The sequence below is a fragment of the Mucilaginibacter kameinonensis genome, from assembly GCF_003675385.1.
Classification (GTDB): Bacteria; Bacteroidota; Bacteroidia; order Sphingobacteriales; family Sphingobacteriaceae; genus Mucilaginibacter; species Mucilaginibacter kameinonensis.
This window is the reverse complement of the sequence record NZ_RCWZ01000007.1, coordinates 64,408-87,484: the sequence shown is the minus strand read 5'-3', so window position 1 is coordinate 87,484 and position 23,077 is coordinate 64,408. Positions and strand designations below refer to the sequence as shown.

19 protein-coding genes are annotated in these 23,077 nt (G+C 42.3%); 10 read left to right on the top strand and 9 right to left on the bottom strand.

Annotated features, from left to right (window positions below):
* Positions 1 to 50: 50 nt before the first annotated feature.
* Complete coding sequence (hemC, locus tag EAH55_RS28820) at positions 51 to 1,625, bottom strand: hydroxymethylbilane synthase (RefSeq protein WP_121812729.1); 1,575 nt, start codon at positions 1,623 to 1,625, stop codon at positions 51 to 53.
* A gap of 381 nt (positions 1,626 to 2,006) precedes the next feature.
* Between hemC and EAH55_RS28815 the strand changes: the two genes are divergently transcribed.
* Entirely contained in the window at positions 2,007 to 4,376 is a 2,370-nt protein-coding gene (locus EAH55_RS28815) for an ABC transporter permease (protein ID WP_121812728.1), read from the top strand.
* 51 nt (positions 4,377 to 4,427) lie between these two features.
* On the top strand, positions 4,428 to 4,958 hold the full coding sequence (locus tag EAH55_RS28810; RefSeq protein ID WP_121812727.1) for a hypothetical protein: 531 nt from the start codon (positions 4,428 to 4,430) through the stop codon (positions 4,956 to 4,958).
* A gap of 131 nt (positions 4,959 to 5,089) precedes the next feature.
* On the opposite strand, the gene EAH55_RS28805 is transcribed toward EAH55_RS28810, so the two are convergent.
* A complete protein-coding gene (locus EAH55_RS28805; protein WP_121812726.1) occupies positions 5,090 to 5,536 on the bottom strand; it encodes a hypothetical protein in 447 nt (148 codons plus the stop codon).
* Positions 5,537 to 5,750: 214 nt separating this feature from the next.
* Here EAH55_RS28805 and EAH55_RS28800 point away from each other — a divergent pair, with 214 nt between their 5' ends.
* Positions 5,751 to 6,812 (top strand): sensor histidine kinase, encoded by a 1,062-nt coding sequence (locus EAH55_RS28800; protein WP_162997089.1) that lies wholly within the window; start codon positions 5,751 to 5,753, stop codon positions 6,810 to 6,812.
* Between the two features lie 8 nt (positions 6,813 to 6,820).
* Entirely contained in the window at positions 6,821 to 7,543 is a 723-nt protein-coding gene (locus EAH55_RS28795; protein ID WP_208644976.1) for a LytR/AlgR family response regulator transcription factor, read from the top strand.
* A 156-nt stretch (positions 7,544 to 7,699) separates the two neighbouring features.
* On the opposite strand, the gene EAH55_RS28790 is transcribed toward EAH55_RS28795, so the two are convergent.
* Positions 7,700 to 9,658 (bottom strand): hypothetical protein, encoded by a 1,959-nt coding sequence (locus EAH55_RS28790; protein WP_121812725.1) that lies wholly within the window; start codon positions 9,656 to 9,658, stop codon positions 7,700 to 7,702.
* Positions 9,659 to 10,162: 504 nt separating this feature from the next.
* On the bottom strand, positions 10,163 to 11,389 hold the full coding sequence (hemA, locus tag EAH55_RS28785; RefSeq protein WP_112572970.1) for a glutamyl-tRNA reductase: 1,227 nt from the start codon (positions 11,387 to 11,389) through the stop codon (positions 10,163 to 10,165).
* A 168-nt stretch (positions 11,390 to 11,557) separates the two neighbouring features.
* On the opposite strand from hemA, the gene EAH55_RS28780 reads away from it, so the two are divergent.
* The 5 genes from EAH55_RS28780 to EAH55_RS28760 all read left to right on the top strand — a co-directional run bounded on the left by EAH55_RS28780 (position 11,558) and on the right by EAH55_RS28760 (position 16,516).
* Positions 11,558 to 11,947, top strand: a complete 390-nt coding sequence (locus tag EAH55_RS28780) for a DoxX family protein (RefSeq protein WP_121812724.1) — start codon at positions 11,558 to 11,560, stop codon at positions 11,945 to 11,947.
* 154 nt (positions 11,948 to 12,101) lie between these two features.
* Positions 12,102 to 13,628: a carbon-nitrogen hydrolase family protein gene (locus EAH55_RS28775; protein WP_121812723.1), complete on the top strand. Its 1,527-nt coding sequence runs from the start codon at positions 12,102 to 12,104 to the stop codon at positions 13,626 to 13,628.
* 238 nt (positions 13,629 to 13,866) lie between these two features.
* Positions 13,867 to 14,697 carry an alpha/beta hydrolase family protein gene (locus tag EAH55_RS28770; RefSeq protein ID WP_121812832.1) on the top strand — a complete coding sequence of 277 codons (831 nt, stop codon included), beginning with the start codon at positions 13,867 to 13,869 and terminating at the stop codon, positions 14,695 to 14,697.
* 78 nt (positions 14,698 to 14,775) lie between these two features.
* Complete coding sequence (locus EAH55_RS28765; protein ID WP_121812722.1) at positions 14,776 to 15,774, top strand: MBL fold metallo-hydrolase; 999 nt, start codon at positions 14,776 to 14,778, stop codon at positions 15,772 to 15,774.
* Positions 15,775 to 15,904: 130 nt separating this feature from the next.
* Positions 15,905 to 16,516: an RDD family protein gene (locus EAH55_RS28760; protein WP_121812721.1), complete on the top strand. Its 612-nt coding sequence runs from the start codon at positions 15,905 to 15,907 to the stop codon at positions 16,514 to 16,516.
* Between the two features lie 11 nt (positions 16,517 to 16,527).
* Here EAH55_RS28760 and EAH55_RS28755 read toward each other — a convergent pair whose 3' ends face one another.
* Positions 16,528 to 17,094 (bottom strand): hypothetical protein, encoded by a 567-nt coding sequence (locus EAH55_RS28755; RefSeq protein ID WP_121812720.1) that lies wholly within the window; start codon positions 17,092 to 17,094, stop codon positions 16,528 to 16,530.
* On the bottom strand, positions 17,091 to 17,351 hold the full coding sequence (locus EAH55_RS28750; RefSeq protein ID WP_121812719.1) for a hypothetical protein: 261 nt from the start codon (positions 17,349 to 17,351) through the stop codon (positions 17,091 to 17,093). Before EAH55_RS28750 ends, EAH55_RS28755 begins: the two co-directional genes overlap by 4 nt.
* A 144-nt stretch (positions 17,352 to 17,495) precedes the next feature.
* On the opposite strand from EAH55_RS28750, the gene ispG reads away from it, so the two are divergent.
* Entirely contained in the window at positions 17,496 to 19,568 is a 2,073-nt protein-coding gene (gene ispG, locus EAH55_RS28745; RefSeq protein ID WP_121812718.1) for a (E)-4-hydroxy-3-methylbut-2-enyl-diphosphate synthase, read from the top strand.
* A gap of 181 nt (positions 19,569 to 19,749) precedes the next feature.
* On the opposite strand, the gene ilvA is transcribed toward ispG, so the two are convergent.
* The 3 genes from ilvA to EAH55_RS28730 form a co-directional block, all read right to left on the bottom strand.
* Entirely contained in the window at positions 19,750 to 21,000 is a 1,251-nt protein-coding gene (gene ilvA / locus EAH55_RS28740; protein ID WP_121812717.1) for a threonine ammonia-lyase IlvA, read from the bottom strand.
* Between the two features lie 2 nt (positions 21,001 to 21,002).
* Positions 21,003 to 22,169 carry a 2-isopropylmalate synthase gene (locus tag EAH55_RS28735; protein WP_121812716.1) on the bottom strand — a complete coding sequence of 389 codons (1,167 nt, stop codon included), beginning with the start codon at positions 22,167 to 22,169 and terminating at the stop codon, positions 21,003 to 21,005.
* Positions 22,170 to 22,311: 142 nt separating this feature from the next.
* Entirely contained in the window at positions 22,312 to 23,067 is a 756-nt protein-coding gene (locus EAH55_RS28730) for a methyltransferase domain-containing protein (RefSeq protein ID WP_121812715.1), read from the bottom strand.
* Positions 23,068 to 23,077: the final 10 nt, after the last annotated feature.

The following is a 23,077-nucleotide window of genomic DNA, read 5'->3' as shown; positions in this document are numbered from 1 at the left end:
TGACGATGTATAGATAGCTATGATCTATGAACCATCAACCATGAACTAACCTATAATCCAAACACTGCCTCTGCCAGCCCAACTTCGTCGGGTGAGTAGGGGAGCGTGTATTTTACACCCATTTCGTCAAACTTTTTGCCGGTTGATTTACCTATAGCCACTACCTTTTGGTATGGGTCCAGCAGGTTATCGGCAAAGTAGGCCTCTACGTTTGATGGACTGGTAAACACCATCACGTCGGCACCGCTGGCTTCAACATCTTCTTCCAGTACAGTTTCGTAAACCGGCAAGTCGATGATCTTGGTATCGGCAGATAAGCCTTGTTGTATGCTCCTCATTGGGCTTTCGGCGCCTGGGAACAGTACTATTTTACCATTAGCCAGTTTGGCAAATTCTTCGGCGACTTCGGCGGTATCAGTACCTTCACCAACATAGTCGGTAAAATGACCTTTACGGCGCAGCATTTCTTCGCTGCCACTGCCCATCACGCCAAATTTTACCTTTTTAGGGAATTGAGGGTTTAACTGGAAAAAGTATTCAACAGCATTTTTGCTTGAGAAGAATACCCAGTCGATATTTTTTAATATGTATGAGTCAAAACGGGTAATCACGGGCACTGTACGGATCAGCGATCGATCTTCAATCGCAATGCCGTGTTTTTCAAGCGCTTTACGGAAATAACTTTGTTGGCCAAGTTCGCGCGAAATAAATACACTTGCCGGGTGTTTGCGGTCTTTCGCAAATTTAGCTACTACTTTTTCTGCCAGGCCTTCGGTAGTTGGCGCTTCTAAAAATAGCCTGTCCGGAAATTCATCACCTTCGTTGGCTTTAGAAGTAAATACCTGGAAAAGGCCATCTTCCTTACGGCAATAACAGCCCAAAGGCAGGTGACAGCCACCACCAAATAATTTTAATACGGTACGCTCAACAGCAAGCTCCTCAGCAACATTGGTATGGTGTAATGCTTGCAGGGCTTCAAAAAGCTCATGATCATTTTCGCGGATCTGGATAGCCAGCGCGCCTTGTGCAGGTGCCGGGATCAGTTCAACCGGGGTGATCTCTTCCACATGAAACTCGCTCAGGTCAAGTCCTAAACGTGTAACGCCGGCTTTGGCCAGCATAATGGCATCATATTTTTCATCGCGAAGCTTACCAATACGGGTAGGCACGTTTCCGCGAAGGTCTTCAATTTCAAGGTCAGGGCGATGGGCCAATAGCTGCGCTTTACGGCGATTTGACGATGTGCCCACAATGGCGCCATATTTAACAGATAGCTTTTGGTGCACATCAACGCAATCTTTCAAGATCAACAACAGTTCAGCCGGATCTTCCCGTTCTGAAACTGCTGCGATAATGAGTCCCGGAGGATTTTCAGTTGGCAGGTCCTTATGTGAGTGGACTGCGATATCTATAGTGCCTGCTATTAATTCTTCTTCTAATTCTTTGGTAAAAAAGCCTTTACCTTCCAGCTTATCAAAGCTGAGGTTCAGGATACGGTCGCCCTGGGTTTTAATGATCTTTAACTCGGCGGTAATGTTAATGGCAGCAAGGCTGTCTTTAACGAAATTGGCTTGCCACAAAGCCAATTCGCTGCCACGGGTTCCTATAATCAGTTTTCTGTCCAAAAGAATGAATGTTTTACAGCTGCAAATTTAATTTTTTATGCCGATGATAAGGCACAACAACTTAACGAATTATTGTTAATTGCAACAAAATGACTGTAATGTGTGGGTTAGGTGCAGTGTAAATTTACCTTGCATATCGCATAGATGGTAAACAAGTCTCGCGCCCGGATATTTGTATGGTGATAGGATCATAATCGTCGTTGCCGACTGCCGCTGTATTGGGCAAAAACGCACACCTGTTGTAACGTTTCCGAACGATGTAATAAGCGGACATTGTTTAAATTATTGTTTTTCAGTATTTTAAGTAGGTGGCATGAGTTTTAGGCGTTCAGCTGTATTAAATAATATTTTAGGTTTAACATCTGCTACAATCACATACCTATGTTCAAAACATATTTTAAACTGGCTTACCGGAATATTTTAAAAGACAAAGCATATTCTATTATCAATATATCCGGTTTAGCGATAGGACTTGCCTCAAGTATCCTGATTTTGCTTTGGGTGCAAAATGAATTAAGCTATGATAAATTCCATAAAAATGCCACGCAGATCTATCGTATCAACAGTGATTTTGGCGATTCTAAAACGGCGGCAAGTTCGGCAGGAATGCCCTTTGGGTTAAAAGCGGAGATACCTACTGTTAAAAACGCTGCCCGGTTGTACCCAGGTTTTCCTTCTGTTTTATTTGATGTTAACAACCGGAAATTCCAGGAAGAGCATGTTTTTTATGCAGATCCAAATTTCATGGAGATGTTTTCGTATCCTTTGTTAAAAGGAGACCGGGCCACTGCTTTAAACCAGGCAAATGGTATTTTAATAACACAGGATATTGCTACAAAATACTTCGGGAAAGAGAATCCTATTGGAAAAATAATCCGAAAAGATAACAAAGATAACCTGGTTGTAACGGGTGTTATGGCCAATATTCCGGGCAACTCCGATCTGCAATTTGACATTCTGCTTCCAATGGCTTTGATTGCTCAAACCAACAACGATCTGAAAAATAATGAATGGAGCAATTTTAACTTTTATGGGTATGTTCAATTAGATGAAAATTTCGATCCCTCTTCAGCTAACATAGCTAAACTTGAAACACAAGTTGGTCAGATTTTTCATAAACATAGTCCCGATACCAAGGCTACATTTAAGTTACAAGCCTTAACCCAAATACATCTTGCTCCTGAAAGATTAGGAGATTCGCCGGGCCACGGGAATTCACTGTATGTAAGCATCTTTTTTGTGATTGCCATATTGATACTTGTTGTAGCCTGTATCAACTTTATGAACCTGGCTACCGCGCGCTCAGCACGAAGAGCTAAAGAAATAGGCTTACGCAAGGTTGCAGGTGCTGTGCGCAGCCAACTGGTGATTCAGTTTTTAAGTGAATCGATATTTATTGCTTTTCTTTCCCTTTTGCTTGCGCTTGTTATCGTTCGTATGTTTTTGCCGGTATTTAATGATCTGGCTAACAGGAAGTTCGTCATTAATCTGTCGGACGCGAAACTTTGGTTTAGTCTTGCCGGTATTGCATTGGTAACCGGTATCATCTCGGGTAGTTATCCGGCCTTATTTCTTTCAGGATTTAACCCCGTTAAAGTGCTTAAGGGGAATATGAAGTCGATGGGAGGTAATTTGTTTTTCAGGAATACTTTGGTCGTAGTTCAGTTCATGGTATCTATTGTATTGCTGGTGGGTACGGTAGTTATCTATAATCAGCTTAAATTTATCAGGGACAGAAACCCAGGTTTCGAGAAGGCTAATCTTTTATATATGCCAATGACAGGTGAGATGTGGCATAAGCAGGAGTCTTTGAAAAATATACTAAGACAAACCTCGCTTACAAGCGATTTTACTACAATTACCGATCTGCCAACAGAGCTTGGCGGTTGGACACTTAACGTGAAGTGGAATGGCAAAGATCCGCGCTCGCAAATTTCTATCCCGGTAATGGCTGTCGACGAAGATTTTACGCGCACATTCAGAATAAAATTAGCCGCCGGCCGGAGTTTTTCATCGGCTTTTAAAACCGACTCGAATAATTATATGATCAACGAAAAAATGGCGAAGGTAATGGGCCTCACTGCAAGCACTGCTATAGGCAAACCATTAGCGGTTTGGGGCAATAAGGGTACAATTGTTGGGGTTGTAGAAGATTTTAATTTTAAGCCCGTTCAGCAAACCATTGAGCCATTGGTTATACCTTTTAATAAAGTTGGTGGCTATGTGGTGGTACGGACATTGCCTGGAAAAACCGAGGCTACTATTAAGATTTTATCAGTAATTAGCCAGCAACTAAACCCGGCCTATCCTTTCAAATTTGATTTTATTGATCAGGAGCTATCCAAACTTTACAAAGGTGAACAGCAGATGGGTAATATCTTTAACCTTTTTTCAGGTTTGGGTATCTTTATTTCCTGCCTGGGTTTATATGGTTTATCGGCATTTATGGCCGAGCAGCGCACCAAAGAGATTGGCGTGCGTAAAGTATTAGGTGCATCTGTAGTAAACCTGGTTTATTTACTATCATCAGGGATTACGAGGTTAATCCTCATTGCCATAGTGATAGCTATCCCGCTTTCCTGGTACGCGGCAAATAGCTGGTTATCGGGTTTTGCTTACCACATCAACGTGGGTTGGACCGTGTTTTTCGTAGCCTCTGTAGCCGCGTTAGCAATCGCCTGGATCACGGTGGGCTATGAATCTGTAAAAGCCGCTACGGTTAATCCGATAAAGAGTTTAAGGACGGAGTGATGGTGTGCTTATTAATGTTAACTTAGTTTAACAATTAAGCCGTATATCACAATGCTCCTGGCGAAAAGACTCAGCCTTTTATTAATAATACTTAGCCTGGTTTTTCCTGGAACAATTCGTTGCCAGGTGCAGGATAGTTTAAAGAAGCTGGCAGGTAAATATATACAGGCCAAACTTGATAGTGCTACAACAATTGAGCTTCAGGAAAAATTGTTTAATGCCGGGAAAAGCGCCATCCCTTTTTTGATCAACAAAATTGACTGGAACGAGAAACTTGTTTTTGGTGAGAAAGATGATTTCCAATCATCGTTTGCTAATCTCAAACGCCGCGATTATGTTGGTCTGTGGGCCATGTACTTAATCGAGCATATTCAGAAAGGGAGTTTAAACGGAAAGCCGGATGGAACTGTAGAGATAATATTTTATAAGCATCTGCAACTGGAGTATACCGATATGAAAGAGATGAAAGCTTTATACCAAAAATGGTGGGACAGGAATAAGTATAAATCTCCTGCGCAGTTAGCAAAAGAATGGAAGAACGATAAACGCCCTTTATCAGGTTCGTTTTATTATTGGAAATGATGGTGAACCAATGATTAGTGCCGGGCTTATAAAGCCCTTGGTATTTGAACTACCCAAATAAAAGCCTGCTACATATTGTTGTTGATGGATATAATATGTAGCAGGCAAATAACCATGTTTATTAGAGCTCTTTACTTCAGCATTGCCAGCATCTCGCCATTAGGTCGCTCGCGCGATGTATAATGTAAACTGAGTTCGTGATTGTTATTCTTCTTTTCCAGCTGCAACAAGTCTTTTACGGGTATCACCATAGCAAAATCAGAGGCATCGGCAAAGTCCCATTTTTTCAATGTGTTACCCTTTTCGTCCTGAAGGGTAAGGCTGCGCCCTGTACCCGGGCCTTTGGTTTGGCAATGGTTATATTTAATGCGCAGCTCATCGCTTTCATTAGCTTTAGTGAGTTGCAGTACCCTCAAATTCAGGGGCTGGTTAACATACTGTTTCAGAATGAGCTTGTTGTTTAAGTAGATTTCGTAACCATCCAGCCCAAATTTGCTTGCGAACCCCGATTCGGTAAAACTTAGCGTTATCAGCGTAAATAATCCTATAAACGCCTGATAAAATTTGATGTGTTTCATGATTAAAAAGTTTTAAATGAAATACTTATTTGTTTGTGCATGCAATATTAGGGCAACTGGAAATGAGGTCGAAAATTAGTAGACTAACAACCGGAAAAATAGATATCAGCCCTTTTATCCGTATCTTCCTCTATTATTTGCGCAGTTTGTCGATATAATTTTGCGGGCGAAATGCTTTTAGTTTCTTTTATGCTAAATGATATGAAACATCAAAATGGATGCGCTGGATAAACCACTTAAACTGCCGTTTTCAAAACGTAAGGTTACGTTAAGACATATCTTAATGCATGGCGCTTATTGGGTGCTCATCACCGGGTTTTTTATTTATGAAAAAAGATACCTCATATATAAAGCCAGTATGCCTTACTTTGTGGCCTGCGTTACCGGGCGTATAGTGTTGCTTATTATTATCGCTTATCTTAACCTGCAATATTTTTTACCCCGGTACCTGTTAAAAAGACGATATCTGGCTTATTTTACAGCAATCATCCTATCGGTTATTGGCTACTTAACCACGCAAAGCCTGTTCGATTTTTACTTATATGGTTATGTAGTTGGCCCCATGCGTAACAGCAACCTGATCGAATCGTTATCCTACAATTTTTTCAGCACATTATGGTACCTGGGCTTAATGCTTGCCTTGAAGTTGAGTATGGACTGGTATGGGCAGCAACTGGTTATCCAGAGAATTACCGTTGAAAAGCTAAATGCCGAGGTTAATTTTCTGCGGGCGCAGGTAAACCCGCATTTTCTGTTTAATATCCTGAATAACCTTTATGCCCTGACGCTTAAAAAATCAGAACTCGCCCCGGATGTAGTACTGAAGCTATCAGAAATGATGGAATATATGCTGTATGACAGCACCGGTGAAAAAGTGCCGCTGGAAAAAGAGATCGGCTACCTCCATAATTACATGGAACTGGAACGATTGCGTTTTACCGATGAGGCAGCCATTGATCTGAATGTTAGCGCCGAACCAAACGGATACGAAATAGCTCCTTTGCTTTTGCTGCCGCTGGTTGAAAACGCTTTTAAACACGGACTGGGCAAGCAAACCAAGGGCGGTTGGCTAAAGGTGGACATCGCCATGGAGGGGCATAAACTGGAGTTTATTATAGAAAATGTCAAACCAGTTTTAATGGTTGGCCATATTAAAGGTGGCATTGGTCTTGATAATTTGCGGAAGCGCCTGGATTTGCTTTATCCGAATAGGTATACGCTGCTGCTGGAAGATAGAAAAGATACCTTTTGGGCAAAACTGTTAATTGATTTATAATAGAGATAATGGAAGCCTTGCTGAAATATGTGGTAGTAGATGATGAACCGCTTGCGCTTGAAATATTGGATGGTTACCTGAAAAAAATTGATCACGTACATTCGGTATTCTTGTTTAGTAACGCGGGTGATGCGCTGCGGCATTTGCAAGATCATCGGGCCGATGTGTTGCTGTTGGATATTGAAATGCCCGAGATGACAGGCATCCAGTTTCTGAAAACGCTGGCAGATCCTCCGGTGACCGTTTTTACAACCGCTTATCGTAACTACGCTTTTGAAGGTTACGAATTAGGCGTAATTGACTTTTTGCTGAAGCCGATACCTTTTAAACGTTTTGAGCAGGCTATTAGCAAAATCAAAGAATTTCTATCGCTGAAAGCACAATATGACCATGCGGAGGAGCTTTTACCTGATAAGAGCACAGATTTTATTTTTGTTAAAAGTGGTGTTCAGCGTATTAAGCTTTATTTTAATGAGGTTACACACATCCAGGGGTTAAAAGATTATGCTATAATTTATACAAGCAAAGAGAAGATCCTGTTAAAAGGATCGATCAAAGCGATGCTGGATATTTTTCCGCCGAAACGTTTTGTGCGGGTTCATAAATCTTTTATTGTATCTATTAATAAAATAACCCGTTTAGAAAGTAACCGTATTATTTTGAGTGGCCAGGAGATTCCGATTGGAAGGAATTTTAAGGATGATCTGGAACGGGTGTTATCGGCACGATAAGGAGGGCATTGGCTGGTTGAAGTTTAGCGAAGCGTAACTTCGACCTAAAATAAGGCAAGCATTCTGCTTGCGTTTTCAAATGCTAAGTGGTTTTATCAAATATTAAACTATTCAGGACGAAGCTATGCCTCGCTAAACTTCGTCCTGAAATGAAGATTACGCAATTTTATAAAATAGTTGAAAAGTAAAAGTACCTATCGCTGCCACGGTAATTGTGGCAGAAGCACTGCCGCCTGTGCAGGTAACCTTGTTTGTACCATCAAAATAAACAAAGCCATATTCCGGAATAAACGGCAATGTAATATTTGCTGAAAGTGCAGAAGTGGTGACAGTTGCAGCGAGAGTGATTTGTTTACCCTGTTGTGCAAAGGAACCGGCTGATGCGGTTATATTGGGAGGCGTTCCGATATTCCATACCCCATCAATCCCACTTTCAGCAATCTTATAAAATGCGGCTCCATCGCAATACAAATAAAAAATTTCATTTTTGGGTATTATTACTGCCGGAGCTGTTTGCCCCGCCATTTTTACTCCCAACGGATAGGCTGTAGTGTTTCTAATAACGTAAGTTCGCTTAAAACTATTGAAAATTATATTTCTCGTCTGCGTAAGTAGATTACTGGAATCGTTGATCCTGAATAATGAAGAATTAAGTTGTTGTACTGTTATGTTGGTGATATCAGCATCAGCAGTAAAATTGATAAGTGTATAATTGGAATCAAATATGTTGTTCACATTTTTATTTAAAACAACATTTCCTGATGTATTAACCTCATCAAATTCGGCCGCTCCATAAGTTTTTACTATTTCGCAATTGTTAAAAACGTTATTTGTGGTTCCCGTATCTGCAAACCTCACAATAGCAAAAATTCCAGAGGTGGCATTGTTGATTATTTTGCTGTTATTAACTACATTATTTGTTGAAGCGCCGTTTATTAAAGTCGTATATATCGAATCGGATGAGTAAAAGTCGTTGTCAAATTTGTTTCCAGATGATCCAGATATGCTGACAGCGTAGTCTCCTGATACGATAAACTGATTATCAGAAAATAAGCAGTTGTACAGGTTTTTAAAATTGCTGCGCGCATAGCCTACACTTATATTGCCGGAGACTACCAGGTTGTTGATATTTAAATAACGGGAGTCACTACATTGCCATGAAAATGGTGAATATTTAATGGCAGAAGAAGAACTGGAAAAATTATTGTTTGATACCTCCCCATCATTCCATCCACCTGTTAATTCAATCCCGATTCTATAACAATCATTAATAAAGTTGTTATTAACCTGAAAATTCTTGCCACAGCCATCTAAGCTCAAGAAAATAGCATCAGCTAAGTCTGATTTGCCAATGTTATTTACTTTGTTGTTTGATATATTGATATTCTTGCATTTATCAAATTTATCAATTCCGCCATATCTGTTCATGATAGTTGTACCAATTCTCCCTATACTATCGTAATTACAATTGGTGATTGTCAGCCCGTCAATACTTTTAGCTGCTGAGGGGGCGGTATTAATATCTACATTACAATAAAAAGTTATGGCACTCGTGGGCGCATTAGGAACTGTAAAAGAGCATTCGGTAATCTTTAGGTCCTTAACGGAATTTTGATAAGAATACACTAATGCTTTTCCCAGATCCCTGTCCGAACTGCTAAAATTATTAACAAATGAAATACCTTTTATGGTCACATTGGATACATCGAGCAATCTTAGTATTGAATATCCAGTATCGGTAATTATTTCTGAGTTATTATTTCCGATTATGCTACAATCGCTTAGTGCCACAGCTATTTCGGTGTCTATATAATAAGATTGTGTCAAAATACCAGTTTTGCCATTCAAAGCCTGAAAAAAAGCCGTTAGGGCGTTTGTGTCATGGGTGTGGCCGTCTCCAACCGCGCCAAACATTTCAGGTGTTATAAAATATTGTCTTTTATATCTTTTTCCATCAGTGGTGACCAATACACTTCCGGTGTTGTCAGAAGAGGAGGTATCGGCTGCATCGTATATCCATTGACCTCCCCCATAATCAGAGGTGTTTAAAACGCTGTAATTATCGGCTGCAGTTAATGCGCGCACTTGTGCTACTGTAAATACTTGGTAATTCATGAAAGATAGGTTTATGATGATTAATATATGAGTTAGATTAGGTTTGGTTACTTTTTAAAGGTATCGAAAAGTACAAAAAAAAATAAACTTGCCTATTTGAAATAATATTAAAGGTATTTGATGCTGATATTATTAAATAAACAATTTATTAACTTGATATATTTTTATTCGGAAGGATTTGTCCGTTCAGACGAAGTTACTGACGGTAACTTTGGTCGGTAGCAGGAGCCACATTTTGGGCATAAGACGTATAGAAGAAAAACCCTGCGTTAGGGATGGTAGCGGATACCGGCCAATGAACTTAAGGCCTGCAGGCGTATGAACCAATATTTTATAGTGTGCAGTATAAACGCCGGATTTTTGTATGCTAATGATATACAGCGTTCGCTGGCTTAAGCTGAAAGCTTAAACCATTTTAGGACGAAGTTTAGCGAAGCGTAACTTCGTCCAGTGTTAATTAATTCTGTAAATTCTCAAATTCTGTAAATTCTGATTCAGACAGTATCAATTTTCATTGATTAATATATCCTTCGCCATGATCATGGGTACGCTGATATATTTTTTCTCCATGTAGTTGATCACCTTTTCTAAAATCTCGCGTGATTGCTCATCCAGACCTTGTACCTCGTCGGCAAAAACGGTGTTGATGGCATTGTTGCGGATCTCTTTGATTTTTTCAGGCACCTGGCGCATGGCTACTTCAATACGGCGCTGTTTAAGCTGCTGTACAAACTCGGCAATGTTTTGCTCAATAATAGCTTCGGCGTGTACCAGTTCGTGATAGCGTTCCTGCAGGTTCTTTTTGGCAACCTCGTTAAGGGAATGTACTTCGATAAAGTTAACCGGGAATTGCTCCAATACTTCGGGAGCGGTATCATTAGGGATGGCAAGGTCAACTATCGTTTTCCTGCCTGTTTCGCCGTTTAACAGCGATTGGTAAATCTCGGTAGTGATGATAGGCTCAACTGCTGATGTGCAGGTGATAATGGCATCAAAACCTTTATTGTAAGTTTTCAAAGCTTCCAGGTCAAAGGCCTCACCACCCAAATCGGCAGCTAATTTTTCGGCATTGGCCACAGTACGGTTAAATACCGCGAAGTTTGAAAATTTATGTTTTTGAAGATATTTGGAAATGTTGCGGTTGGTTTCGCCTGCACCGATGATGAGGATTCGGGCATTTGAGCAAAGATTAAGGTCTTTAAGCTTGCGGTAAGCCAGCGATACTACCGAGATTGGGTTTTTGGAGATATTGGTATGTGTGTAAACCTCCTTGGCTGTTTTTACCACGCAATTCATGATCATGCGCATGGCATCGCCGGTTAGGCCAGCCTCTTTGCAATGTTCATATGCCCGGCGTAACTGAGCAAGGATCTCTTTTTCGCCCACGATCAAACTCTCTAACGAACAAGAAGTACGTAACAGGTGAACCATGGCTTCCTGATCTTCGTAAATAGACGCGCTATTCATGAAAGTGCTCAACGAATCGTGGCAAAGCTCTGTGTTAAAGGCTTCTATGAATTTTTTGGCAAAGTCTTTATCAACCGCTTGTGGGGTTGTCATCACAAACTCAACACGGTTACAGGTAGCCAGGTAAAAAATTTCGGGGATGTTAAACTGCTCTTTAACCTGCGCAAGTTTATCTGTCAGATTTTCCTGGCAAACCACCAATCTACCCAATTCCTTCAGTTCAATCTGTTTGTGCGTAAAAGCTATTACCTTTAGATACTTCAAAGCAGTTTTAAAATTTGACCGAACAAAAGTATCACTATTCGGCACATCCTATGTCAACACTTTGTCAAACAGGCTTATTTGGAATGGTTATAAATTATAAAAACGGCTTGCTTTGCAGTATTTAAACTGTTTTGTGGTGCGTATAACAAAATATTTGTAAATTAAATCATGAATAAGTTTAAAAAAATAAGCCTGATAATACTTGTAGCATTTTACGTGCTTGCCGGCCTTAACCACTTCCGCGATCCTGGTTTTTACTACGCAGTAATGCCTCATAACCTGCTATATCCGAAAGCGTTAAATATGGTGGCGGGTGTTGTGGAAATAACACTTGGTTTATTACTTATCTCAACAAAAACAAGGTATTGGGCGGGCTGGGGCATTGTGCTTATGCTGATTGCCTTTCTGAGCGTGCATATTGGGATGATATTTGACGCGCCGTTTAAGGTTGAGGGGATGACAATTACGCCTTTTTTTGCCTGGCTCAGGCTTGCGGCACAATTTGTACTAATCTATTGGGTTTGGTGGCATACCAGCGATCGCGAAAAATTACTTTAAACCAATTGAGCTTTTGGATGTTGGGAGTACAGTGATGGGGCGGCTCATTGGTTTGCCCTGCACTGCAATAAACAAACTTTGTCATGTTGCATTTGGAAGCATCTTGTTTTCGGTATGTAGCGTAGCGTAAAAATACTGATCGTAACAAAAAACTATGGATCTGCAAAGTGTAGAACTACGTAACCTGGAAGTACAGGATTATCAGGAACTTAAAAAGTCGATGAAGTCGGCTTATATGGATATGGATGAGGACTATTGGGATGCCAATTCCATCAAAAAGCTCATTAAACTTTTCCCCGAAGGGCAGATCTGTGTAACCGTGAACGATGTGGTAGTCGGCTGCGCGTTATCGATTATTGTTGACTATCAAAAATTTGGAGATAATCATACCTATAAACAAATAACGGGCGATAGCACATTTAAAACCCACAATGAAAACGGCGATGTACTTTATGGCATAGATATTTTTATTCATCCTAACCACCGTGGTCTGCGTCTGGCCCGGCGCCTTTATGAGGCACGCAAGGCATTGTGCGAAAAACTAAACCTGAAAAGTATTATTGCTGGGGGGCGCATCCCCAATTATCAGAAATATCAGAACGAGCTTACTCCCAGGCAGTATATCGACAAGGTGAAATACAAGGAGATCTACGATCCTACACTTTCATTCCAGCTATCTAATGATTTTCACGTACGTAAAGTACTGAAAAACTACCTGCCGGAGGATAGCCGTTCAAAGGGTTTTGCTACGCTTATAGAGTGGAACAATGTTTATTATGAAGAGGTAAGCGATGCTATTAATCATAAAACGGTAGTGCGTATTGGGCTGGTTCAGTGGCAAATGCGCTCTTATAACAATATCAGCGAGTTGCTTAAACATGCCGAATACTTTGTTGACGCGGTGAGCGATTACCAGGCCGATTTTATCCTGTTCCCCGAGCTGTTTAACACGCCCCTCATGGCCGATTATAACCACATGGATACAGCCAAAGCCATGCGTGAGCTGGCAAAATATACTCAGCAGATTGTTGAAGAATTTGGCAAACTGGCCGTATCCTACAACGTGAATATCATAGCGGGCAGCATGCCTAAAATTGATGAAGAATCGCTGTATAACGTATCCTACCTGCTGCGCCGCAACGGTAGCATGGAGGAGGTTTACAAGATCCATCCAACACCATCGGAGATCAGCTCATGGGGCATCCGCGGTGGTGATGAAGTGCGGGTGTTTGAAACCGACGCCGGTAAGGTAGGCATCCTGATCTGTTATGACGTGGAGTTCCCGGAGCTGTCGCGCATTTTGGCTGGGCAGGATATGCAGATTCTGTTTGTGCCCTTCCTTACCGATACGCAAAATGGCTATAACAGGGTTAAGTTTTGCGCCCAGGCCCGCGCCGTCGAAAATGAATGCTATGTTGCCATAGCCGGCTGTGTTGGCAACCTGCCTAATGTGAACAATATGGGGGTGAGCTATGCACAATCGGCGGTATTTACACCATCTGATTTTGGTTTCCCAACTAATGGTATTCAATCTGAAGCCACGCCGAATACCGAGATGATAGTAATTGCCGATGTTGACCTGTCCTTACTGGACGAGCTGCATGAGTACGGCAGCGTACAAAATATTAAAGACAGGCGCACAGATTTGTATAATATCACTTTTAACGGGAAAAGGGTGTAAGGGAAACGATATTACAAAAAGCGTCATTGCGAGGCACGAAGCAATCCCCGATTAGCAAATCCGCTCTGTATAGTTTGGGATTGCTTCGTGCCTCGCAATGACGCTTCCTTTTGAATAGCTTGTGTTTTTCATTGCCGTTGGCTTTAGCCAACGGATCGGGTTAGCAAAGAGGGGCTTTAGCCTAATTACATTAGACAGCTCCCGAAATAATATCCCGGTTAATATTAACTTAGCCGCCATGATCAGGAAAGATAATTTTACCCTTCCCGGCGCCAAAGGCCGACCAATGCTTATTGATGTTACCTATGACGATGCTTTTAAAAACGTGCCGCTGGTAATTTTTGCTCATGGTTTTAAGGGCTTTAAAGATTGGGGCACGCATGATCTGCTGGCCCGGTACTTTGTCAAAAATGGCTTCCGTTTCCTGAAATTTAATTTTTCGCATAATGGCACAACGCCTGCACATCCTCAAGATTTTGCAGATCTGACTGCTTTTGCAGATAATACCGTCTCTATCGAACTGGAAGATCTGGATACCATCATTGATTTTGCCTGCAGCGGCGCGAGCATACCTGTTGCCGATGGCGTATACCTCATTGGCCATAGCATGGGTGGCGGCGTAAGTATCATCAAAACGGCCGAAGATCCGCGGATCAAAAAATTGGTGAGTATGGCTTCCATATCCGGTTTCCGAAATTTGTGGCCTAAACAAATAGAGGCACAGTGGCGCCTGCAAGGTGTTTTTTATTTTGAAAATAAACGTACAGATCAGCAAATGCCTGTGAAATCAACTTTGTTAGATGATCTGGATAGTAATCCGCTTAGGTTAGATATTTTAAAGCAGGCTGCTAAAATAACCCAGCCATGGCTAATTATTCATGGTGATGCCGATCCTACGGTACCCGTTAGTCATTCGCAGCAGTTGCACGAAGCTAATCCTACTGCCGAATACATCGTACAAAAAGAGGCTGACCATACTTTTGGAGGTTTGCATCCTTTTGACAGCGACGTCTTACCAGCTCCGTTAATTGAGTTTTGTGATACGGCAATATCATTCTTAAGTAAATAAAAGTTCTTCCCATTCAACCAATCGTAACTTTTTTGCGTTACTTATATCATACCTGACATAAGTACTATAATTGCTGTTATGAGTTTACCCGCATCGCGAAAAAAAGGACAAAAATATCAAAATACTATACCTACCGACGAAGCCGGCTTTGGCAAAATGATCCCTATTTTGAGGGAATACATGAATAATAAAGCTGAGAATACGCCTAAAAAAACTTTAGGACCGTTTAAAACAGATCCATCAGTTTATAACACGCCACCGGCATCGGGTTTACGCATTACCTGGATTGGCCATTCCAGCATTCTGATTGAGATAGACGGAAAACGTATCCTTACCGATCCGGTTTGGAGCGACAGGGTCTCGTTTTCGCAATCGTTTGGGCCAAAACGGTTTTTTAAACCACCGATAGCACTCCAAGATTTGCCCCCGCTGGATGCCGTGATCCAGTCGCATGACCATTATGACCATTTGGATAAAGCTACGATCAAATTTTTCGCCGATAAAAATATTCCCTTTTTCTGCTCGGTGGGGGTAGCCCAATATTTAACCCGCTGGGGCATGGCCGCCAATTTTATTACCGAAATGGATTGGGGTGATAGCGCGATGATCGGCAATGAAATTGTTCTTACGTCAACGCCATCGCGCCATTTTTCGGGCAGGGGAATTACTGGGAGGAACGAAACGCTCTGGTCATCATTTGTGATTAAAGGACCTGAACACAATATTTATTTTGGTGCCGATTCAGGGTATTCTCCTGAATTTAAAGCGATAGGAGAGGCCTTTGGCCCGTTTGATTTGACCATGCTGGAAATAGGTGCATACGGAAAATTCTGGCCCGATATTCACATGGGACCGGATAATGCCTCAAACGCGCATCTTGATCTAAAAGGCAAACTGATGATGCCTATCCACTATGGTACATTTAACCTGGCCCCGCACGCCTGGTACGAGCCCATCGAATGGTTGGTGCCTATGGCTAAACAAAAACATATCAATTTATTTGTCCCCAAACCCGGTGAACCAACGGAGGTAAAAGGTGCTTATAATTCTGATTGGTGGAAGGAATATCTATCTTAGAGGAATAAAAAACAATTAAAATATGTCATTGCGAGCGAAGCGTGGCAATCGCACTGAGGTAGGTCGGCCCTGCATGCAATTGCTTGGTCGTTCCTCTTCGCAATGATATGGTTATGTAATCGCTCTTCTCATGTCCCAATCCTACATTTTAGTCATCAACGGTAAACCCGAAGGGCCGTTTACCATCCCCGAGCTCAAAACGCGCGGCATAAAGCCCGGCGATTTTGTTAAGACCGATGACATGGTGGATTACAAGGAAGCCCAGGAAATTACCGAGTTACGGGAACTGTTCGGCTTTGCCCGGCCAAAGCTGCTCATGCAATATTACGGCAGCTTTGATCAGCGCTGGCTGGCATCAGCGCTTGACTGGTTTATAATGTTTGGGGTATTTGTAATGCTTGCGGCTGCGGCGGTGTTCCTGTTCGTTACTGATAAGCAGACCCGCATCTATACCTCTATCGGTATTATTGCTTTTACACCCATTGGCAAATTTATTTATCATGTGGTAATGGAAAGCTCGGTTAAGCAAGCTACTTACGGTAAGCAAATGCTTAATATAAAAGTAGTGGATATGGATGGCAACCGGATCAGCGTTGGAAAAGCCATTGGCCGTAACCTTGCCAAGTTATTTTCAGTATTAACCCTTTTTATCGGTTACTTGATAGCGTTTTTTAATAAGCAGCAACAGTGTTTACATGATATGATTGCCGGGACTTTGGTGATTAAAGATAGGTTGATATGATGGGTTTGAGCTTACTTTTGTTTTACCAATTTGTACCTTAATTTATCCAGAATCAATAAAGACGAATCTGCGTTGGGTTTGGTATCATAAAGCTTCAGCGTATCGCCATCAAACTTAAATGAGTAGCTGGCATGATGTTTTATATCATTCCTAAATCCGATCTCGTCAAGATTATCCATTGCGTCCGAGTTAAGGTCGATGTTTATGGTGTAGTTTTTAAAGCCACGAAATCCTTGCACTTTGCCATCAATACTAAACATTACCACGGAATTTGCTGTGGAATCTTGTAAATTATAGGTTCCGGCAATAAGCACCTTATTAATCAGGCGGTACATCCCATCTGCAATTTGCATTATCTCTTTGGAGTTTGCCCTGATAAATGGAGTGGTTTTAATCTGACCCTTATTATTAGGATAATAAACAGTTATGATAGTATCACGGTGATCAACAGCAGCACAAAGTTCGCCTGCTCCAAATATTAACGACGAAGGCCGCTTCCCTTTCTTAAATGATAACGTAACGTCACTTCCGTCATGATTATCCCAGCCAACGGGTACAATAATACTATCGCCTTTCATGTCTGCGGTATTATGCTAAAAGATGATATGCCGTCAGCTTCTTTCACTGCCGCCAATGGCGATCTTGTTTTTGCCACCTTATCAATATAGGTCTTGTTTACCCAGGTGCCTTGCAGTAGTGGCTTGAATTTTTTAATGAGTAAATTAGAGCTTTCGGCATTAGCCGTTATGGAAGTACTGTCTTGCTGCGTTTGTTTTGTATTGCTTTTGCACGAAAAAATCAAACAAAGTGTGGCAAGCAAAATATAGTTTCTCATGGTGAAGAGATAAAGGTTCTATCTGACTAAAGTATATAATTTCAATTTAAAGTGATTTACTCCACTATGAATTTATCATTTATGTGCAGGTAGTCTAATCCCAACATATTCACTAAATTTGCATTATATTAATTTCCATCACTGATGAATACTGATGCTGTTAAAGTGCTGCCCGGCCGTTATTGTAACTCATTAACCGAATATTCGCGTTTTATTACCCGCGAGGTTAATATTGGCGATATACCTATGGGCGGGAATAATCCAATCCGCATACAAAGCATGACCACTACCGATACCATGGATACCATTGGTACGGTTGAGCAAACCATTAGGATGGTTGATGCCGGTTGCGAGTATGTGCGTATCACAGCGCCCAGCATTAAAGAGGCCCAGAACCTGGCCGAAATTAAGAAGCAGCTTCGTGCCCGTGGCTACACTGTGCCACTGGTTGCTGATATCCACTTTACCCCTAACGCTGCTGAGGTAGCTGCCCGCATAGTTGAAAAAGTGCGTGTAAACCCGGGCAATTACGCCGATAAAAAGAAATTTGACCAGATAGATTATACCGACCTGGAATACCAGGGCGAACTGGAACGCATTCTCCAAAAGTTTGCGCCGTTAGTAAAAGTGTGTAAAGAATATGGCACCGCCATGCGTATCGGTACCAATCATGGTTCGCTGAGCGACAGGATCATGAGCCGTTACGGTGATACCCCGCAGGGCATGGTTGAATCGGCCATGGAATTTATGCGGATGTGCGAACAGTTGAATTACTATAATCTCGTGATCTCGATGAAATCGAGCAATCCGCAGGTGATGGTGCAGGCCTACCGTTTGCTGGTAGAAACTATGGTTGCCGAGGGTATGAACTACCCGCTGCACCTTGGTGTAACCGAAGCCGGCGATGGTGAAGATGGCCGTATTAAATCTGCCGTAGGGATAGGAACGTTAATGGAAGATGGTCTCGGCGATACCGTACGTGTATCCCTAACCGAAGAGCCTGAAGCCGAAGCCCCTGTTGCTATTGAGCTGGTTCGCCGCTATTCTTTGAGGGAAAAGGCGAAAGGCGAAAGGCAAAAGGCCGAAACTTTAGGTGAAGATAAAAATCTTTCGCCTTTAACATTTGACATTTCACCGGCTCAACATAATCCATACGAATACAAAAAACGCGAAACCTACGAGGCCAACGCTTTTATAGGCGGGCATTTGGTGCCGAGGGTTGTGGTTGACTTATCGAAAAAGAACCTGAAGGACCCGGCCGTATTGAACGAAGCGGGCTACCTGTACTCACCGCTGCTGGATAAATATAACATGGCCGAACAATCAGTTGATTTTGTTTACCTGGCCGATGAATTGCCTTCGTTTACCTTACCGGGCAACTTAAAACAGCTTTATAATTACAATACATGGCTTAAACTGGCCGATAAAACCAACTGTCATCCGGTGTTTGCCTTGCAGGAATATATTGGCGATGTCGACCGCTCTTCAAAACTAAACTTAGTAAGGTTGCAGCCAGCCGATATTGACTCAGATGCTTTCGGATCTATCCAGCTGGATAATTCGCTGGTGTTGGTACTGGAAACCGAGGCCTTGCACGGCATGGCCGAACAACGTGCCTTCTTCTTTAAAATGGAAGAACTGGGATTGGATGTACCGGTGATTGTGAAGAGAAGTTATTTATTTGAGTCCGGAAGTCCGGAAGCCGGAAAGTCCGAAAGTGAAGCTGATCTCAAATCTCAAATCTCAGATCTTACATCTAAATTACAACTCTACGCTTCAACAGACCTTGGTGCTTTATTGGTTGATGGTTTTGGCGATGGTATCTGGATTGATGCTCCTGAATTGCCTACTAATGTAATTACCTCTACCGCTTTTGGTATTTTGCAGGCTACCCGCTCACGTATCTCTAAAACAGAATATATTTCCTGCCCAAGCTGCGGTCGTACACTGTTCGATCTGATGGTTACTACCCAGATGATCCGCAGCCGTACCAGTCACCTTAAAGGATTGAAGATTGGAATCATGGGGTGTATCGTAAATGGCCCCGGCGAAATGGCCGATGCCGATTATGGCTATGTAGGCTCAGGTACCGATAAGATCACCCTTTACCGTGGTAAAGAAGCCGTGAAAAAGAATATTAGCTCGGCCAATGCACTTGATGAGTTGATCAATATCATCAAAGGTGATGGTAACTGGATTGATGTGGTGGCGGAATAGCTCTTTTATGTCATTGCGAGGAGGAACGACGAAGCAATCGCATGCTGTACAGAGCGGCCTTGCTTCCGTGCGGTTGCCACGCTTCGCTCGCAACGACATTTTTATTATTATCCCGACGGAATTTAGGAAGGAAAAACTTACGAAGTTTTCAAAACTTCGTAAGTTTTAGAAGATCATTTTATCACACCAAATACTCAAACAAAGTCTGGTCTTTATTCAATTCAATAACATTGAAACGGTGTGCATGCATGCGTTGTAACAAGGCCGGGTAGTCCTCGGCATTTTTTAACTCGATGCCTACCAGGGCAGGGCCGTTTTCTTTTTCATTCTTTTTAATGAACTCAAAACGGGTAATATCATCCCCCGGACCTAATACACTATTCACAAATAACTTCAAAGCACCCGGACGTTGCGGGAACCTTACGATGAAGTAATGTTTTAAACCTTCGTACAGCAGCGATTTTTCTTTGATCTCCTGCATGCGGGCAATATCGTTATTACCACCGCTAATGATGCAAACTACCTTTTTGCCTTTGATCTGTTCTTTGCAGGCATCAAGCGCGGCTACAGATAGCGCACCGGCCGGTTCAACTACAATAGCATCCTCATTATAAAGTTTGAGTATGGTGGTGCATATTTTACCTTCGGGTACCAGCAACATATCGTTCAGGATATCTTTACAGATATCATAGGTTAACGCGCCAACACGTTTAACAGCGGCGCCATCAACAAAACGGTCTATTTCATCTAATGTAATAGGTTTACCATGGTTTATGGCACCCAGCATTGATGGGGCACCTTCCGGCTCAACGCCTATCAGGTGAATGTTTGGAACGTTATTTTTAAGATAGGTGCCTGTACCAGATGCAAAGCCGCCACCGCCAATAGGCATAATTGCAACTTCAATGTCTGGCAGGTCCTGCAGTATTTCAACACCTACGGTTCCCTGACCTTCAATAACGCGATAGTCATCAAAAGGAGGGATGAAGGTCATTTGGTTTTTTTCGGTGTAGGCAAGGGCTTCAGCCAGGCAATCATCAAAAGTATCGCCGGTGAGCACAATCTCTATATTACCGTTGCCAAACATGGCGGTTTGTTTAACCTTTTGTTTGGGCGTTATTTCGGGCATGAAAATCACACCCTTAATATTTTTTTTGTTGCATGAAAAGGCTACGCCCTGGGCATGGTTACCCGCGCTGGCGCAAACTACACCGCGGCTCAATTCATCGTCATTTAACTGACTAATCATGTTGTAAGCGCCGCGCAACTTGTATGAACGCACAACCTGCAGGTCTTCGCGTTTTAAATAAACATCACACTCATATTTTGCCGAAAGACCGGCGTTATATTGCAGCGGGGTACGTTTCACAACGTCCTTTATCCGCTGGTATGCCGCTTCAAAATCAAGCTGGCTTTTTGTATCAGTTTCCATTGTTAATTTTTTACCAGTCGGTGCGCCATAAGGCCTTGCAAATCCTGGTCATTTATGTCAAGCTTACTATCAGCAAGCGTTAAAAAGTTATTGTAAACAAAAGCAAGTTCTTCCTTATCCAGCGTATATCCTAAACGCTCCAGATGGAATTTCAGAGCATGCCTGCCGCTGCGCGCGGTTAGCACTATTGTGGCGCTCGGAAAGCCTACATCTTCAGGGCGAATGATCTCGTAGTTTTCACGCATTTTCAGGAAGCCGTCCTGGTGAATACCCGAGCTGTGGGCAAAGGCATTGGCACCTACAATAGCTTTATTGGGCTGTACCGGCATACGCATTTGTGTACGGATCATCTGGCTCAGTTCATAAAACTTTTTAGAGTCGATGTTGGTATGCAAACCTAAGGTATGGTGTGTTTTCAGGATCATCACCACTTCTTCGATAGAAGTGTTACCTGCACGTTCGCCAATGCCGTTAATGGTACCTTCAATTTGGCGGGCACCGTTTTGTAAGCCGGCTATAGAGTTGGCAGTAGCCAAACCAAGGTCATTATGGCAATGTACGGAGATGATAGCTTTATCAATGTTTTTAACGTTCTCTTTCAAGAACTTGATCTTGGCACCGTACTGATCTGGCAGACAGTAACCATTGGTATCCGGAATGTTTACCACAGTTGCACCGGCGGCAATAACAGCTTCAACCATTTGAGCCAGGTAAACCACATCGGCCCTGCCTGCATCTTCGGCATAAAACTCAATATCCTCTACAGATTTCTTGGCATATTTAACTGCTTCAACGGCACGCTCCAAAATCTCTTCGCGGGTGCTGTTGAATTTATGCTTAATGTGCATATCAGACGAGCCGATACCTGTATGGATCCTCGGGCGTTTGGCATATTGCAGAGATGCTACAGCAGCGTCAATATCACCTTTGTTGGCGCGGGTAAGGGCGCAAACGGTAGGTTCTTTAACAGCTTTTGAAATTTCAACAACGCTTTGGAAGTCGCCCGGACTTGAAACCGGGAAACCTGCTTCAATAATATCCACGCCCAGTAGTTCCAGTTCCTTAGCTATCTCAATCTTTTCGGGGGTTGTTAACTGGCAACCCGGTACCTGCTCGCCATCGCGAAGCGTGGTATCAAAAACATAAACGCGGTTGGGATCGTGTAACATATCTTTTTATTTTGATTTGAGATGTTGGATAGGAGATTTAATCCCCTTATCCTTCATCGGTGTTTATTTCTTTGTTTTTTATCAAAAAGCAAAATTCAAGTTAGAGAAAAAAATCTCATATCTCAAATCTCACGTTTCCTATCTATTCTTTTACTGCAATAAACCGTAACCTTTTGTAATCGGCATACCATTCGCCGTTCTCATTATAAAAAGGTTCAAGTTTCTTGGTGATCTCGGCCAGGATCTGTTGTTTTTCATCCTCTGGGATACCATCTAAAAACTGAGCGCCAAACATCGTGATCCATTTGGCTACACCCTGTTCACCATCCTGAAGCGCGGTTTTGCGGTCATAGTGAATAACATACGTTACCCTGAAACCATGCTCCTCCAGTTTGGTGGTATATTCGCCTACCGATGGAAAATACCAAACTTTAACGTCGGCTTTTTCATGATAACCATGATTATGAAGTACCTGTTTAGTAGCTTCTATCAGGCGTTCAACATTGCCCTTACCACCCATTTCGGCAACAAACCTGCCGCCTTTTTTCAGACTGTTAAACACACTGCGGATTGCGCCGTTAGCGTCAAGCACCCAATGCAGGGCGGCGTTTGAAAAAACGGCATCATATTTTTGATCGGTGAAGAAATCGGCAGCGTTTTCAACCGCGAAATCAACATCAGGGTAAAGTTGTTTAGCCTGGGCTATCATTTCGGGCGAGTAATCGGTACCCTTTACTACGGCGCCTTTATCTTGTATTTGTTTGGTTAAATGGCCTGTACCACAACCCAGATCAAGGATGTGCTCACCTTGTTTCACATCCAGAAACTCCAGCACATCTTCTCCATATTTGAATACGAAAGCATGCTTTTGGTCGTATAAATCAGCGTTCCATTTCATAGTATCTTAG

Coding starts and splice junctions, on each gene's coding strand:
- EAH55_RS28815 (WP_121812728.1), top strand. CDS start 2,007: ATGTTCAAAACATATTTTAAACTGGCTTACCGGAATATTTTAAAAGAC.
- EAH55_RS28810 (WP_121812727.1), top strand. CDS start 4,428: ATGCTCCTGGCGAAAAGACTCAGCCTTTTATTAATAATACTTAGCCTG.
- EAH55_RS28805 (WP_121812726.1), bottom strand. CDS start 5,536: ATGAAACACATCAAATTTTATCAGGCGTTTATAGGATTATTTACGCTG.
- EAH55_RS28800 (WP_162997089.1), top strand. CDS start 5,751: ATGGATGCGCTGGATAAACCACTTAAACTGCCGTTTTCAAAACGTAAG.
- EAH55_RS28795 (WP_208644976.1), top strand. CDS start 6,821: ATGGAAGCCTTGCTGAAATATGTGGTAGTAGATGATGAACCGCTTGCG.
- EAH55_RS28790 (WP_121812725.1), bottom strand. CDS start 9,658: ATGAATTACCAAGTATTTACAGTAGCACAAGTGCGCGCATTAACTGCA.
- EAH55_RS28780 (WP_121812724.1), top strand. CDS start 11,558: ATGAATAAGTTTAAAAAAATAAGCCTGATAATACTTGTAGCATTTTAC.
- EAH55_RS28775 (WP_121812723.1), top strand. CDS start 12,102: ATGGATCTGCAAAGTGTAGAACTACGTAACCTGGAAGTACAGGATTAT.
- EAH55_RS28770 (WP_121812832.1), top strand. CDS start 13,867: ATGATCAGGAAAGATAATTTTACCCTTCCCGGCGCCAAAGGCCGACCA.
- EAH55_RS28765 (WP_121812722.1), top strand. CDS start 14,776: ATGAGTTTACCCGCATCGCGAAAAAAAGGACAAAAATATCAAAATACT.
- EAH55_RS28760 (WP_121812721.1), top strand. CDS start 15,905: ATGTCCCAATCCTACATTTTAGTCATCAACGGTAAACCCGAAGGGCCG.
- EAH55_RS28755 (WP_121812720.1), bottom strand. CDS start 17,094: ATGAAAGGCGATAGTATTATTGTACCCGTTGGCTGGGATAATCATGAC.
- EAH55_RS28750 (WP_121812719.1), bottom strand. CDS start 17,351: ATGAGAAACTATATTTTGCTTGCCACACTTTGTTTGATTTTTTCGTGC.
- ispG (WP_121812718.1), top strand. CDS start 17,496: ATGAATACTGATGCTGTTAAAGTGCTGCCCGGCCGTTATTGTAACTCA.
- ilvA (WP_121812717.1), bottom strand. CDS start 21,000: ATGGAAACTGATACAAAAAGCCAGCTTGATTTTGAAGCGGCATACCAG.
- EAH55_RS28735 (WP_121812716.1), bottom strand. CDS start 22,169: ATGTTACACGATCCCAACCGCGTTTATGTTTTTGATACCACGCTTCGC.
- EAH55_RS28730 (WP_121812715.1), bottom strand. CDS start 23,067: ATGAAATGGAACGCTGATTTATACGACCAAAAGCATGCTTTCGTATTC.